12 protein-coding genes are annotated in these 15,126 nt (G+C 74.3%); 10 read left to right on the top strand and 2 right to left on the bottom strand.

The genetic code is table 11. From position 1 onward, the window contains the following. Window positions 1-48 precede the first annotated feature (48 nt). The 3 genes from CFLA_RS16995 (at window position 49) to CFLA_RS16985 (ending at window position 4,401) form a co-directional block, all read left to right on the top strand. Window positions 49-2,157 (top strand): PhoX family protein, encoded by a 2,109-nt coding sequence (locus tag CFLA_RS16995; RefSeq protein ID WP_013118581.1) that lies wholly within the window; start codon window positions 49-51, stop codon window positions 2,155-2,157. A gap of 120 nt (window positions 2,158-2,277) precedes the next feature. Next, window positions 2,278-2,559: an isoamylase early set domain-containing protein gene (locus CFLA_RS16990; RefSeq protein ID WP_013118580.1), complete on the top strand. Its 282-nt coding sequence runs from the start codon at window positions 2,278-2,280 to the stop codon at window positions 2,557-2,559. 357 nt (window positions 2,560-2,916) lie between these two features. Then, a complete protein-coding gene (locus CFLA_RS16985; protein ID WP_013118579.1) occupies window positions 2,917-4,401 on the top strand; it encodes an MATE family efflux transporter in 1,485 nt (494 codons plus the stop codon). A 24-nt stretch (window positions 4,402-4,425) separates the two neighbouring features. Here CFLA_RS16985 and CFLA_RS20585 read toward each other — a convergent pair whose 3' ends face one another. Then, window positions 4,426-5,184, bottom strand: coding sequence for a hypothetical protein (locus CFLA_RS20585; protein WP_013118578.1), 759 nt, complete (start codon window positions 5,182-5,184; stop codon window positions 4,426-4,428). Between the two features lie 200 nt (window positions 5,185-5,384). Here CFLA_RS20585 and CFLA_RS16975 point away from each other — a divergent pair, with 200 nt between their 5' ends. From CFLA_RS16975 to CFLA_RS16965, 3 genes are all read left to right on the top strand, one after another. Then, the gene (locus CFLA_RS16975) at window positions 5,385-6,665 is read left to right on the top strand and encodes an MFS transporter (protein WP_187291312.1); all 1,281 of its coding nucleotides are present in this window, start codon (window positions 5,385-5,387) and stop codon (window positions 6,663-6,665) included. 102 nt (window positions 6,666-6,767) lie between these two features. After that, complete coding sequence (locus CFLA_RS16970; RefSeq protein WP_043599237.1) at window positions 6,768-8,915, top strand: nuclease-related domain-containing DEAD/DEAH box helicase; 2,148 nt, start codon at window positions 6,768-6,770, stop codon at window positions 8,913-8,915. Window positions 8,916-8,970: 55 nt separating this feature from the next. Then, a complete protein-coding gene (locus tag CFLA_RS16965) occupies window positions 8,971-9,681 on the top strand; it encodes a hypothetical protein (protein WP_013118575.1) in 711 nt (236 codons plus the stop codon). Between the two features lie 6 nt (window positions 9,682-9,687). Here CFLA_RS16965 and CFLA_RS16960 read toward each other — a convergent pair whose 3' ends face one another. Further along, on the bottom strand, window positions 9,688-10,725 hold the full coding sequence (locus CFLA_RS16960) for a LacI family DNA-binding transcriptional regulator (RefSeq protein WP_013118574.1): 1,038 nt from the start codon (window positions 10,723-10,725) through the stop codon (window positions 9,688-9,690). Window positions 10,726-10,947: 222 nt separating this feature from the next. Between CFLA_RS16960 and CFLA_RS16955 the strand changes: the two genes are divergently transcribed. From CFLA_RS16955 to CFLA_RS16940, 4 genes are read left to right on the top strand one after another with little or no spacing between them, the layout of a single operon-like run. Beyond that, the gene (locus CFLA_RS16955; protein ID WP_013118573.1) at window positions 10,948-12,315 is read left to right on the top strand and encodes an ABC transporter substrate-binding protein; all 1,368 of its coding nucleotides are present in this window, start codon (window positions 10,948-10,950) and stop codon (window positions 12,313-12,315) included. Next, window positions 12,315-13,280: a carbohydrate ABC transporter permease gene (locus CFLA_RS16950; RefSeq protein WP_013118572.1), complete on the top strand. Its 966-nt coding sequence runs from the start codon at window positions 12,315-12,317 to the stop codon at window positions 13,278-13,280. Before CFLA_RS16955 ends, CFLA_RS16950 begins: the two co-directional genes overlap by 1 nt. Further along, complete coding sequence (locus CFLA_RS16945; protein WP_013118571.1) at window positions 13,280-14,104, top strand: carbohydrate ABC transporter permease; 825 nt, start codon at window positions 13,280-13,282, stop codon at window positions 14,102-14,104. The genes CFLA_RS16950 and CFLA_RS16945 overlap by 1 nt, the downstream gene beginning before the upstream one ends. Next, window positions 14,101-15,093: an alpha/beta hydrolase fold domain-containing protein gene (locus tag CFLA_RS16940; RefSeq protein ID WP_013118570.1), complete on the top strand. Its 993-nt coding sequence runs from the start codon at window positions 14,101-14,103 to the stop codon at window positions 15,091-15,093. The genes CFLA_RS16945 and CFLA_RS16940 overlap by 4 nt, the downstream gene beginning before the upstream one ends. Window positions 15,094-15,126: the final 33 nt, after the last annotated feature.

The raw sequence follows: 15,126 nt of genomic DNA, 5'->3' as shown, positions 1-15,126 counted from the left end.
CCAGGCTGACGCCCGTCTCCGCCGACGCCGCGACCGACGAGGTGTGCCATGACGACCACGACCCCGCACGACCACGCCGGAGCGGGCACGCCCGGCCCGGGCCGTCGCGCCCTCCTGCCGTTCCTGCCGATGGCGGGACGCACGCACGGCCGGCGCTCCCCGGTGACGTGCCACCTGCGGTGCGGGGACGCGTGCGCACAGCCGGTGCCCAACACCAGCGGCAACGCGTACTTCCGGGACGTGGCCGACGCGGCGCTGACCCGGCGGTCGGTGCTGGCCGGCGCGCTGGTCGCGGCGACGGCGGTGGCGGTGGGGGCGGACGTGCTGCAGGCCCCGCCCGCCGCAGCCCGCGGCTACGGCCCGGGGCGCGGGCACGGGCACCTGCCGTTCCGTCCGATCGCCCCCGTGCCGGCGGCGAGCGACGCGTTCACCGTGCCGCAGGGCTACCGCTGGGCGCCGCTCGTGCGCTGGGGCGACCCGCTGTTCTCGACGCGCGACGTGTTCGACCCCGCGAGGCTCACGCCCGAGGTCGCGGAGCGGCTCGTCGGCTACAACTGCGACTACGTCGACCTGCTCGAGGACCCGCGCGGCCGCGACGCGCTGGTCGTCGTGAACCACGAGTACACGAACGAGGGGATCATGTTCCCGCCGGCGGCGACGCCGCAGGAGCTCGAGCGGCAGCGGCGCGTGGCGATGGCGTCGCACGGCATGTCGGTGGTCGCGCTGCGGCGGTCCCGGCCGGGGCGTCCGTGGGCGCCGCGTGTCGGGGCGCGCGAGAACCGCCGCGTCACGGCGACGACGCCCTGCACGTTCGACGGGCCCGCGGCCGGCTCGCCGCTGCTGCGGACGGCCGCGGACCCGGCGGGCTCGACGGTGCTGGGCACGCTGAACAACTGCGCGGGCGGCACGACGCCGTGGGGCACGGTGCTGTCCGGCGAGGAGAACGTCAACCAGTACTTCCGCACGCCCGGGACGAGCGCGGCGGACCGCCGGTACGGGTTCGCCGACAAGGCGACGTCGCGCGGCTGGGAGCAGGTCGACCCGCGCTTCGACACCCGGACCCCGGGGCAGGAGAACGAGCACCACCGGTTCGGGTGGGTCGTCGAGCTGGACCCCGCGGACCCGTCGGCGCCGCCCGTGAAGCACACGGCGCTGGGGCGCTTCAAGCACGAGGGTGCGAACGTCGTGGTCGGGCGCACGGGGCACGTCGCGGCCTACATGGGCGACGACGAGCGGTTCGACTACGTCTACAAGTTCGTCAGCTCGCAGCGGTACCGGCCCGGGCCGCGGCACCGCGAGCACAACAAGCGCCTGCTGTCCGCCGGGTCCCTGTACGTCGCGCGGTTCGGGGACGACACCGGGGTGGCGCAGGTGGCGGCGACGGGCGCGCGCCCGTCGGGCGGGCAGTTCGACGGCGCGGGCGAGTGGCTGCCGCTCGTCGTCGACGGCGTCAGCCAGGTGCCGGGCTTCACGACCGACGAGGTGCTCGTGCACACGCGTTTGGCGGCCGACGCGGTCGGGGCGACGAAGATGGACCGGCCGGAGGACGTCGAGCCGCACCCGACGACCGGCCGGGTGTACGTCGCGTGCACCAACAACACCGACCGCGGGGCTGCCGGCAAGGAGGGCGCCACGGCCCCGAACCCGCGCACGGCCAACCGGCACGGGCACGTCGTCGAGCTGACGGAGGCCGGTGACGACGTCACGGCGACCACGTTCGGCTGGAGCATCCTGCTGCTGTGCGGCGACCCGGCGACGACGTCCGACACGTACTTCGCGGGGTTCCCGCCCGAGAAGGTCTCGCCGATCTCCTGCCCGGACAACGTCGCGTTCGACTCCGCGGGCGACCTGTGGATCTCGACCGACGGCCAGCCGGGCGCGATCGGCTACGGCGACGGGCTGTTCAAGGTGCCGCTCACCGGGCCCGAGCGCGGGCGGGTGCAGCAGTTCCTCGCCGTGCCGGCCGGCGCCGAGACGTGCGGGCCGGTGGTGCGGGACCGCGACGGCATGGTCTACGTCGCGGTGCAGCACCCGGGGGAGGACGGCACCTGGGACGCCCAGCAGTCGTTCTTCCCGGACTACGTCGCGCCCGGGTCCGTGTCACGCGGACGCTGGGGCGGGCCGCGCCCGAGCGTCGTGCAGGTCTGGCGCGACTGACGGCGGACGCCCGGTCCTGCACGTCACACGCAGGTCATCGAGCCGTGCCGTCACCCGAAACACGTGCGCGCCACGATGCTCACGTCGCGCCCGCCACCGTCGAGGGGAAGTGGTCCAGCCGTGCTCAAGATCTCCCGTCCCACCCTGTCCGGCACCCGCACGCTGACGTTCGCGCTGCCGGCGGCCGCGCTGGACGGCCCGGTCAGCGTCGTGGGGTCGTTCAACGACTGGACCCCCGGTGCGCACCCGCTGCGCCGCCGCTCCAACGGCACGGTCAGCGCGCGCGTCGTGGTGCCGGTCGGCTCCACCGTGCGGTTCCGGTACCTGGGTGACCGGGGCCGGTGGTTCGACGACGCGGACGCGGACGAGATCACCGCGGAGGGCGGTGTGGTCCGGGCCTGAGGCGTCCGCCCGGGCCGGACCACCCGCCGGCGTGCGACGCGGCGGTGTCCGACAGGCGGGCGTGGTCGTGCAGATCACCCGGGTCAAGCGCAGGGCTGAGGCAGGGCAGGAGCGTGCCGGGTGGGAGCGTGGCCGCGCACGTACCGAGGAGCTGCCTGGGTGTCGCGCGCCGCACGTGTGACCGGATGATGGCGTGGGCTTTGCCCGGGGTGCCGGCGGGGACGCGGGACCCCTGTCCGAACGAGTGAAAAGCGCTGGCCACGGCCGATCGTATCGATACGATCGACTCCTGACGCGACCCGGCACGACCGACCACCGCGCGCACCACCCAGCCCCACCGAAGCGCGGAGCACCCTCTTGTCCAAAGCACTCACCACCGGCAGCCCCTGGCGCGTCATCGCCGCCTTCTCGGTGCCGCTGCTCATCGGCAACGTCGTCCAGCAGCTCTACCACTTCGTCGACGCCGTCGTCGTCGGGCGGGTGCTGGGCGTCGGGTCGCTCGCCGCCGTCGGCGCCACCGGCAGCCTGCTCTTCCTGCTCATCGGCTTCGCCTGGGGTATGACGTCCGGCTTCGCGATCCCCACGGCGCAGGCGTTCGGCGCCGGGGACGGTGCCGCTGTGCGCCGCTCGGTCGCCACCGGTGCGATCCTCACGGGCGTCGTCACCGCCGTGCTCACCGTCGCCGCGCCCTTCCTCGCGGAGCCCGCGCTGCGCCTGCTGCGCACACCCGAGGAGCTCATGCCCGAGGCCACGACCTTCGCCGTCATCAGCTTCCTCGGTGCCGCGTCCACGATGTTCTTCAACTTCCTGTCCTCGGTGATCCGCGCCATCGGCGACTCCCGCACGCCCCTGGTGTTCCTCACCGTGAGCTGCGGGATCAACATCGCGCTCGTCGCCGCGCTCGTCGGCGGCCTGGGCACCGGGGTCGGCGGGGCCGCGGTGGCGACGGTCGCGTCGCAGGGCGTCGCCGTGGCGCTGTGCCTGCTGTACGTGTGGCGGCGCGTGCCCGTCCTGCACGTGCGTCGCGAGGACTGGCGCGTGAGCAGGGACGACGTCGCCCGCCACCTGCACCTCGGTCTGCCCATGGGCTTCCAGGCGTCGATCATCGCCATCGGCACGCTCGCCGTGCAGGTGCGCCTCAACTCGCTCGGCCCCGAGGCGGTCGCCGCGTACACCACCGCGACCCGCGTCGACATGCTCGCCGTGACGCTCCTGGCGTCGCTCGGGCTGGCGATGTCGATGTTCGTCGCGCAGAACCTCGGCGGCGGGCGGCCCGACCGCATCCGCGCCGGCACGGTCCAGGGCGTGTGGATGGCGGTGGGCGCGTCGGTGTTCCTCGGTGCCGTGCTCGTGCTCGGCGGCGGCCTGCTCGTCCGGCTGTTCGTCGGCGAGGCCGAGCAGCACGTCGTCGAACTCGCGTCCTACCTGCTGCTCGTCAACGGCTCGCTGTACGTCGTGCTCGGTGTGCTCATGGTGCTGCGCGGCTCGCTGCAGGGCCTCGGGCACACGGTCGTGCCGACCGTCACCGGGCTCGTCGAGCTCGTCATGCGCGTCGGCGCCGCCGTCGTCCTGGGCGCGTCCTTCGGGTTCCAGGGCGTCGTGTGGGGCAACCCGCTCGCGTGGGTCGGCGCCGTGGTCATCCTGGTCCCGGCGTACGTGCGGGCGCACAGGCGGCTCGCGCACGCGCCCGTCGCGCCGCTCGCGCAGGTCGCGGCGACCCCGGAGCCGGTCGCTCTCGAGGGGCCGTCCGACGGCTCGCAGGTCGTCGACGCCGTCGTGCCGCAGCCACGGGCCGACCGCGCGCAGGACGAGAGCGTGCGGCAGGTCTGCGAGACGCACTGACGCGGGCGCCCCGCGCGGACCCGGTCAGCCGAGACCGAGCGGCGCGGTGGTGAAGACCCAGGCGAGCCACACGGTGCTCACCACGACGCACGCCCGCAGCGCCAGGCCGAGGGCGGTGCTGCGCGCGACGTCCGGCGGGGCGGCGGCGGTCAGCGGGCCGACGGCCCGGCGACGCGTGACGCGCCGGTCGGTCTCCAGGGCGTGCGTCGTCAGCACGTCGGGCGGCAGCGCGAGCGCGAGGTCCAGGTGCTGCGCGAGCCCGGCGACGTCCTGCGCGTGCAGCCGCGCCGGCAGCGCGCGCAGCCACGCGGTCAGACCTTCCTGACCTGCGACGACGGCGCCGGCCGCACCCGCGCCGGGGTGCGCGCCGGCTGCGACGGCGTCGCGGACCACGTCGCCTCCGGGCCGCGAGCCGTCCACGAGGCACACCACGGAACGCACGGCCGAGCGGTGCCGGGGTGCCAGGAGCGACGTGACGACCGCCGCGGACCGGGCCGCGGCCTGCTCGCCCTCCGCCACCGCCGCGGCGTCGTGCCGCCGCCCCGCGGCCGGCCGCACGTCCACCACGACGACACCACCGGGTCCGACGAGCACGTGGCCCGTCGCACCCGTGGCGCCTCCGGGGTGCCGCGTGTCGTCCAGCGTCGTCCAGCCGTCGCGCGCCACGCCGTGCAGCAGGCCCGCGACGGCGACCGTGCCGCCCGTGTGCCGCGCCCACGACGGGAGGCCGTGACGCGCTGCGGACCGCCCCCGGCGCACGTCGGCGTGCTCGTGCGTGCTCACCTCGCCACCATGCCCCCGGTATCGGCCCCGGCGCGCGCCGACCTGAGCACCGGTGCCCGGCTTGCCGGACCTTGCCACCCGCAACTCACCCGCGGACCCGGGACGAAGGGGTGCGGGCCGTCACCGACGCGTCGTAGGGTCGTGCCACCGCACCGGCGACAGGGGGTCCGATGCAGCAGGCCGCGCACCGACGCGCACGTGTGGCTGTCGGCGCCACGTACGCCGCCCAGGGGTTCGGGTACGCGACGATCGTCACGGCGTTGCCCGGGCTCAAGGCCCGCACCGGCATCGAGGACGACACCATCGCGCTCGTGCTGCTCCTGGGTGCGCTGCTCGCCGCCGGGGGGTCGGTCACGGCCGAGCGTCTCGCGCGCCGCTGGGGCAGCCGCACCGTCGTCGTGCTCGGCCTGCTCGCGCAGGCCGTCGGGCTCGCGTGCGTCGCCGTCTCGACGAGCGTGCCCACGCTCGTCGCGTCGTTCGTGGTGTTCGCGGTCGGCCTGGGCATGGTCGACGCGTCGTGCAACATGCAGGGCGTCGCGCTGCAGCACCGCGTCGGGCGCGCGATCCTCTCGACGCTGTTCGCGTGCCTGACCGTCGCGGCGATCGTCGCCGCGCTCACGCAGTCCGGGCTGGCGAACCTCGGTACCGTGACCGGTGCCGTGACCGCCCTCGTCGTCGCCGTCGTGGTGGCCACGGGCGTCGCGCTGACCGTGCGGCCGTCTCTCGTGCACGGTGGGGCGGCAGGCGAGGCCGCGTCGCAGGCCACACCGGCCGACGCCCCCGCGGCGGTGCACGACGCGGGCACGCACGACGCGGGCACGCACGACCACCCCGTCCACACCGACGGCATCGTCCCCGGCGCGCGCACGGGTGTCGTCCCGCCCGACCACCTCGACGTCCCCGCCCGCCGCCCGCTGCCCCGCGTCGGCATCTGGCTGTTCGGCGCGCTCGTCGCCGTCGCGTTCGTCGTCGACTCCGCCGTCAGCAGCTGGAGCACCGTCTACCTGCACGACGAGCTGCGCGCGTCCGCGTCGGTCGCGCCGCTCGGCTACGCGGCGTACCAGGGCGCCGTGCTCGTCGCACGGCTCGCGGGCGACCCGCTCGTGCAGCGCCACGGCCGGGTCCGGGTCGCCCTGCCCGCGGCGGTGCTCGCCCTCGTCGGGCTGCTGGTCGTGGCGCTCGTTCCCAGCCCGATCACGGCCGTCGCCGGGTTCGCGCTCGCGGGCGTCGGTGCCGGCGCGCTCGTGCCGCTCGCGTTCTCCGCGGCCGGCGAGCTCGCCCCGGAGCGTCTGGACGACGTCGTCGCGCGCATCAACCTCTTCAACTACGCCGGTGCGATCCTCGGCGCGGTCGCGTTGGGGCTCCTCTCGGAGGCGATCGGGCTGGGACCCGCATTCCTCGTGCCGGCGCTCCTGCTGGTCCCCGCGATCGCGATCGTCCCACGCATGGGTGCACCGCGCGCCCTGCGCGCCGACGTCTGACCAGGGGGTCGTCGCCCGATTCCTCACGCGCGGGAGCGCGACCTCATGGACGCACGCTTTCCGGCCGATAGAGAAGAGTCCGACCGGGAGGGACGTCACGCCATGCCAGCAGGGGACTCCGCCGCGCAGGAGCAGAGCCGACAGCTCGCGCTCGCCGCCGCGCACGAACGCGCCGCGGCGGACGCACGCGCCACGGCGTCGCGCTACGGCGTGGCGTCCGCGACCGAGCAGCGCACGGCCGCGGCACTCGCGCCGCTCGCCGCCGCCGGCTACCACCTGCTGGCCGACCGTCGCTGGCCGGGCAGTCGTCGCGCGCAGGTCGACATGGTCGTCGTCGGCCCCGCCGGCGTGTTCATCGTCGACACCAAGGCCTGGGCGGACGTCCGCATGGCCGAGGACCGCATCTTCCGCGGCCAGGAGGACGTCACCGACGAGCTCATGGCGCTGGCCGACCTCGCCTACCGCACCGAGGGTGAGCTCGTCGAGGTCGGGCTCGCGCCCGGCGAGGTCCACGCCGTCGCCGTGCTGGCGGGGCGCTCCGGGGTCGACGAGCGCGTCGGACCCGTGCGCGTCCTGGGGGACCGCGACGTGCTGCGGCAGATCGCCCGCCGCGGCGCGCGCCTGGGCCAGGAGCAGGTGGACGCGGTCCTCGCGCGGTGCCTGTCGTGGTTCACGCACGTCGACGCAGCGGCGCCGATCAGCACGACGCTGCCCGAGCCCGTCCTGCCCGGACCGCGCGGCCCCGTCCTGCTGGCACCCGACGAGGACGGCGCGCCCGACACGGTCGTGCCCGAGCCGCGTCCCGCCCCGGACCTCCCGACGCCGCTGCTCAGCGAGGGTGAGGTGCAGCGCGCCATGCTCGAGGGGCTCATGGCCGAGCCCGTCGAGGAGTGGATGTCGTTCCTGCACCCCGCACAGGCGCGCGTGGTCCGGCGCAGCTACAACGGCCCGGCGCGCATCCGCGGGGCGGCGGGCACCGGCAAGACCGTCGTCGGCCTGCACCGCGCCGCCTACCTCGCGCGCACGCAGCAGGGCAAGGTCCTGGTCACCACGTACATCCGCACGCTGCCCGACGTGCTGCGCCAGCAGCTCACGCGTCTCGCGCCGGACGTCGTCGACCGCGTCGAGTTCGCCGGCGTCCACGAGACCGCCAAGCGGATCCTCGACGAGCGCGGCGTGAGCGTACGCATCGACGGCAAGCAGATCGCGTCCGCGTGGACCGCCGCGTGGGGCAGGGTGGCCGGTGGCAGTGCGATCGACACCGACCGGCACGAGCAGGAGTACTGGCACGACGAGGTCAGCTACGTCATCAAGGGCCGCGGTCTGACCCGCTGGGAGGAGTACGCGGCGCTGCCGCGCCTGGGCCGCCGGCACCGGCTGGGCATGCAGCAGCGACGGGTCGTGTGGGACCTGTACGAGGCGTACGACAAGGAGCTGCGGGACCGCGGCGTGCACGACTTCGCCGACCAGATCGCGCTCGCCGAGGCCGAGCTGCGGCGCGAGCCCCTGGCCGAGCGGTACACCGCCGTGGTGGTCGACGAGGCGCAGGACCTCACGTGCGTCATGATCCGCATGCTGCACGCGCTGGTGGGCGACGCGCCCGACGGGTTCACGCTCATCGGCGACGGGCAGCAGACGATCTACCCGGGCGGCTTCACGCTCGCCGAGGCGGGCGTCTCCGTCGCGGGCCGCGGCACCGTGCTCGACGTCAACTACCGCAACACCCGCGAGATCCTGCAGTTCGCGTCCCTGCTGGTGAAGGACGACGAGTACGCGGACATCGAGGGCGCGACCGCGCGCGGCGACCGGCCCACCGAGGTGCCGCGCCGCGGCCCGAAACCGGTGTACGTGCGGTGCCAGAACGAGGCCGACCGGCAGCGTCGCATGGTCCTGCGCGTGCACGAGGTCGTCGCCGAGGTCGGCACCAACTTCGGGGACGTGGGTGTGCTGTCGCTCTCGCGACGCGGCGTGGAGTCGGCCACCGAGGCGCTGAAGAAGGCGGGCGTGCCCGTCGTCAACCTCGAGCAGTACGACGGCGTGCCCGTGAACCGCGTGAAGGTCGGCACGATCAAGCGCGCCAAGGGCCTGGAGTTCAAGCAGGTGCTGGTCGTCGACCCGTTCGCGTCGTGGCTCACCGAGAAGGCCGAGGAGCTCGACGAGGTCGACCGCGAGCGCCGCGAGTTCCGCCTGCGCGAGCTGTACGTCGCGATGACGCGTGCGCGGGACGGCCTGTGGGTCGCGTCGATCTGACGTCGGCGCGTCGTCGCTGTGCCGTTCGCGGTGGGGCGACGGTACGTTCGGCGTCGTGACCGACCTCCCGCCGCCCGTCCCCGCGCCCCGGCGCACGTCCCTGACCGGGCCCGTGACCGTGACGGCGGTGGGGGTGCTGCTGCTCGTGGGCGCACTGGTCGCCGCGGTCGTCACGGCCGGGGGGTTCGTCGGCGCGCTGCGCACCGACGTGCTGACGCGTGACGGCGAGCCGGGGCCCGCGGTGCTGGCGTGGACGGCCGCGCCGGGTGCGGTGCAGGTGCAGCTCGACGGCGGTGAGCGGTACGCCGTGTACCTCGTCGTGCGCGCGGACGACGCGCCGGAGGGCGAGCGGCCGCGCCTCGAGCAGGACGTGCTGCTGCAGGCGCCGTCGGGCGAGGTCGTGGCTGCGGACGGCGCACCGGGCGTGAACATGCGCACCGCGGCCGGTGGCCGGGTCGCGGCGACCGTGGGGGCGTTCACCGCCCTCGAGGACGGGACGTACACGCTGGCGGCGCCTCCCGCGGGGTTCGACGACGCGTGGGTCGCGGTGGCGTCCGACAAGCCGTTCGTGCCGTTCTTCTCGGCGATCTGGGGGACGGTGCTCGGCGTGTTCGTCGTGATCGGCCTGGGGATCGGCGGCGGTGGGGCGTTGGTCGGGGGCGTGGTCTGGTGGGTGCTGCGGGCGCGGGCTCGCCGCGGCGTCGGCCCCGGTGGCGGCCCCGCAGGCCCGCCGCCGGGCGCGCGGCAGGCCCCCGGCGCCGCGTGACGCGCGTCAGACGGACGCGACGGAGCCCCGCGCCCGCAGCGGCAGCGGCAGGCGGTGCACCTCGTGCCCACCGGGGCCGCGGGTGATCTCGGCGAGCAGCAGCTCGACCGCGCGCCGCCCGAGGGCCTCGTGCGGGATCGCGTACGACGACACCCCGGGGCGCAGCCAGTCGGCCATGGGGTAGTTGTCGAACGACACGACCGAGACGTCGTCGGGGATGCGCAGGCCTGCCTCCTGCAGCGCCTGGTAGGTGCCGAACGCGAGGCGGTCGTTGAAGCAGACGATGGCGCGCGGGTGCGGGTGCGCCGCGAGCAGGTCGTGCGTGGCCGCCCAGCCCTGCGGCGGTACCCAGTCGGTGCACAGGTGACCCGACGTGGGCTCCAGGCCCGCGTCGCGCAGCACCTCGCGGATGCCGGCGAGGCGCTCGACGCCGGCGACGGTGTCGGGCGGGACGTCGTCGGGGCCCGGGCCGGCGCCGACGAGGTGGATGTCGCGGTGCCCGGCGTCGAGCAGGAGCCGGGCGGCGGCGCGCCCGGCCGCGGCCTCGTCGGGGACGACGGCGGGTGCGCGCGTGGGGCCGTCGGGCAGGGTGTTGAGCAGGACGGTGGGCAGGCGCTCGAGGGCCGAGGGCACGGGGCGGGTGCGCGTGAACATCGACGTGAGCATGATCCCGTCGACGCGCCGGTCGGTCATGGCGTCGATGAGGTCGGACTCGATGCCGGGGTCGCCCTCGGTCTCGCCGATGAAGAGCATGTAGCCGTGGTCGCGGGCGGCCTCGATGGCGCCCTTGATCATGTCGCCGGCCATCTGGCCCGTGGCGATGGTGTCGGAGACGAGGCCGAGGGTGCGCGTCGTGCCCTTGCGCAGCCCGACGGACACGGCGTTGGGCCGGTAGCCGAGCTCGGCGGCCGCGGCGCGGACGCGGTCCTGCACGCCGGGGGAGATCCGCAGCTCGGGCCCTCGTCCGGACAGCACGAGGGAGGCGGTGCTCGACGAGACGCCGGCGCTGCGGGCGACGTCGGCGAGCGTCACACGTCGGGTCACGTCGGTCCTCTCGGTCGGCAGGATCCTAGGCCGCGAGGGCGCGCTCGCGCGGCGGCCGGGCGACGTGCCCGACTCCTCCCGGTCGGCGTCGCGCCGTCACCGATCCGTGACCTGCTCCGGCTTGACAGCCCTGGCCCGCATGGCGAGCATGGCACTGCTAACACGATTTAGCCATGGGTCCGAGCCCCCCGGACCCTGGCCCGATGACCAAGGGAGACACCGGTGTCTCGATCCACTGGAAGGAACGCGGCCGCAGCCACGTCGCTGTTCCTCGCAAGCATCCTGGCCCTCACGGCGTGCAGCGCTCCCGGCGCCGACAGCACCGCCGACGACGCGGCCGACGACGGCGCCACCACCGCCGCCGACGGCGACTGGACCTGCGGCACGGACGACGTCACGCTCGACGCGTACCTCGAGACCGGCTTCCCGCTGTCCGCCGCGCTGTTCGAGGAGTTCGAGAAGCAGTACCCGAACGTCACGTTCGACGTCCGCGAGGACCAGTTCGCCGTCATCACCCAGAACGCGCCCCGCGTGCTGGCCGACAACCCGCCGGACCTCATGCGCCTGCCGCAGATGTCCGACCTCGTCGGCGACGGCCTGCTCTACAACCTCGACGAGGCCGCCGCGCACTTCGGCTGGGACGAGTGGCCGGCCTCGCAGCTCGCGCAGATGCGGGTCGACGACGAGGGCCGCCGCGGCGACGGACCCCTGTACGCGATGGGCAAGAACTACTCGATGACCGGCGTCTTCTACAACACCGAGCTCGCCGAGCAGATCGGCATCACCGAGCCCCCGGCCACGCTGGCCGAGCTCGACGACATGATGCAGAAGGCCAAGGACGCCGGCATCACGCCGTCCGACCAGTTCAACGGTGGCGCCACCGGCGGCCTGGCGTTCCCGCTGCAGCTCCTCATGGCGTCCTACGGCTCCGTCGACCCGATCAACGACTGGACCTTCCAGAAGCCGGGCGCGCGCATCGACACCGAGGACAACATCAAGGCCGCCGAGCACCTCAAGAAGTGGATCGACGCCGGCTACTTCGCCGACGACATCAACTCGCTCGACTACTCGCAGATGATGGGCCGCTTCATCGACGGCAAGAGCCTGCTGATCTTCAACGGCGACTGGGAGTCGGGCAACCTCGACACCCAGATGGCGGGCAAGGCCGGCTTCTTCCTCATGCCCCCGCTCGAGGAGGGTGGCAAGGTCGGCGCCATGTCGGCCCCGCTGACGTTCGGCATCTCGTCCAAGGCGGAGAACCCCGAGTGCGCGGCGTTCTTCTTCGACTGGATCGCCACGAACGACGAGGCGCGCACGATCGCCGTCGAGATCGGTGGCTCGCACCCCATGGGCCCGGCCGACGCCTTCATGCCCGAGGTCGACGCCGACTCCGTGACGGGTCAGACGCTCGCCGCCGGTGCCACCATCGCCGACGACAACGGCGCGATGGAGTTCATCGCCAACGCGACGGGTGCCATCTACGCCAAGAGCTGGACGCCGAACCTGCAGAAGCTCGCCGCCGGCGAGCAGACGGCCGAGGGCCTCCTCACCGCCGTGCAGGCCGACTACGAGAACGACGTCAACGGCTGATGAACGCGACGCGGACGACCGCTGCACCCGGTCGCCGCGAGGTCGTCGCGACTGCGTCGACCAGCCTCGAGGCCAGGCGCCGCGCCCTCAAGGCGCGGCGCCTGCGCCGGGGCTGGGCCGCTCTCGGCCTCGTGGTCCCGGCTGCCTTCTTCTACGTGGTGTTCGTGCTGCGCCCGCTGGCCCTCACGGTGCAGTACTCGCTCTACGACTGGAACGGTGTGGGCGCCTCGACGTTCGTCGGGGTCGACAACTACACCCGGCTCGTCGAGCAGCCCGAGCTGCTCGGCTCGACCGTCAACGCGCTCGAGCTGATCATCTACTTCAGCTTCGTCCCGGTGATCCTCGGCCTGCTCACCGCGGCCACGATCCGCAAGTTCGCGGCGAGCCGGCTCGCGCTGGCCGCGCGCACGGTGCTGTTCCTCCCGCAGGTCATCCCGCTCGTCGCCGCGGGCATCATGTGGACGTGGCTGCTCGCCACGGACGGCCTGGTCAACGAGCTGATGCGGATGCTCGGCCTGGGCTCGGTGACGCGCGCCTGGCTGGGTGACACCAGTACCGCGCTGGGCGCCGTCGGCGTCATCGGCGCGTGGGTCGCCCTCGGCCTGTGCCTCCTGCTGCTGCTGTCCGGCATGACGAAGATCGACCCGGCGCTGTACGAGGCCGCGCGCATCGACGGCGCCGGCGCGGTCCGCGAGTTCTTCGCGATCACCCTGCCGAGCGTGCGTCAGGAGATCGGCGTGTGCGTCACCGTCACCGTCATCGCCGCGCTCGCCGCGTTCGACATCGTCTACATCTCCACGCAGGGCGGCCCCGCGAACTCCACGCTCGTGCCCGGCCTGGAGATCTACTACCTCGGCTTCTTCTCCCGCGAGGTCGGCCAGGCGTCCGCACTGGCCGTGGTCTTCATGGTCCTCGTGCTGGCCGTGGTCCTGCCGATCCAGCGCCTGACGAAGGAGGAGGACTGATGATCGTCTCCCGCCGGGAACGGTGGCTCGGCCACGCCCTGCTGATCCTGCTGATGGCCGTCACGGTCGTCCCCTTCGTCAGTCTGTTCGTCACCGCGCTGCACCAGCCCGGGACGTACCCGTCGGGCCTCGCGTGGCCCGAGACGCCGTACTGGTCGAACTTCGTCGACGCCTTCCAGGCCGCCGACATGTGGGCGCTGCTGTGGTCGAGCTTCCTCATCGAGCTCGGCGTGGTGCCCGCGGCGCTGCTCATCGCGACGCTCGCCGGGTTCTCCCTGGGGCACCTGCGCCCGCCCGGCCACCGCTGGATCTTCCTGGGCTTCGTGCTCGGCCTGACCCTGCCGTTCCAGGCGATCATCGTCCCGCTGTACTACCAGATGCGGGACCTGCAGCTGCTCAACACCCGGTGGGCGATCATCCTGCCGCTGCTGGGCCTGTACATGCCGTTCGCGGTCATGTGGATGCGCGCGCACTTCGTCACGATGCCGCCGGACCTCTCGGAGGCCGCGCGCATCGACGGCGCGAACACGTGGAACCTGTTCACGCGCGTGCACGTGCCGCTGTCGAGGCCCGCGCTGTCGTCCCTCGGGATCCTCATGTTCCTGTGGACGTGGAACCAGTTCCTCCTCGCGGTCGTGCTCGTCGACGACCCGAAGAACCGCACGATGGCCGGGGCCCTGGGTGCGTTCCAGGGGCAGTGGGGCACCGACATCCCGCTGCTGTGCGCGGGCTCGCTGCTGATCCTCACCCCGACCCTCATCGTGTTCCTCGCGTTCCAGCGGCAGTTCGTCAGCGCGCTCATGCAGGGGGCGCTGAAGGGATGACCGCCACCCGCCCGCCGTTCGACCCCGCGATCGCCGCCGCGCTCGTGGCCCGGGCCGCCGACGTCGTCACGACGCTGGCGCCCGACGGCATCGCGCCGCTGCGTGCGCGCACCGTGCCACCGGACCTCGACGAGGTCGCGCGGTCGTGCGGGCGCACGCTGACGTGGCACACCGTGCCGGGATCCGGGGCGAGCCCGGACGGCGACGTGCGCGTCGCGCTGCTGCGCCCACCCGGTGCCGGCCCGGCGCCGCTGCTGCTGCACCTGCACGGCGGTGGCCTGGTGCTCGGCACGGTGGCGGACGACGTGGCCGTGGTCGCGTCGTCGGCGCCCGGGTGGGCGATCGCGTCGGTCGACTACCGGCTCGCGCCCGAGCACCCGTACCCGGCGGCCGTCGAGGACGCGTACGCGGGGCTGCTGGGCGTCGTCGCGCAGGCGGACGAGCTCGGGCTCGACGCGGGCTGTGTCGTCGTCACCGGGGTCAGCGCCGGCGCCGGGCTCGCGGCCGCGCTCGCGCTGCTGGTGCGGGACCGCGGCGGCCCGGGCCTGGCCGGCCAGCTGCTCGTGTGCCCCATGCTCGACGACCGCAACGACAGCGCCTCGGGGCACCAGATGGCCGGCGTCGGCACCTGGGACCGCACCGCCAACGCCACCGGCTGGGCCGCGTACCTGCCGGGCGCAGCCGGCGGGCCCGGCACACCGCCGTACGCGTCCGCCGCACGCGCCGCGTCGCTCGCCGGGCTGCCGCCCACCTACGTCGACGTCGGGTCCGCCGAGACGTTCCGCGACGAGTGCGTCGCGTACGCCGCACGCCTCTGGGCCGACGGCGGCGACGCCGAGCTGCACGTGTGGCCCGGCGGTTGCCATGGGTTCGACGGGCTCGTGCCCGACGCGCCCGTGTCCCGCGATGCGCGGCACGCCCGTGCCCGCTGGCTCGCGCGGCTGCGCGAGCGACCCGCGTCGGACGCCCCACCGCCCGCCGCCCCCTGACCGCCGCGCCGCCCCGAGAGCCCCCTGCCGGGG

The organism is Cellulomonas flavigena DSM 20109 (assembly GCF_000092865.1).
Lineage (GTDB): Bacteria > Actinomycetota > Actinomycetes > Actinomycetales > Cellulomonadaceae > Cellulomonas > Cellulomonas flavigena.
The sequence above is the reverse complement of the archived record's forward strand: the minus strand, read 5'-3'. Positions and strand labels throughout refer to the sequence as shown.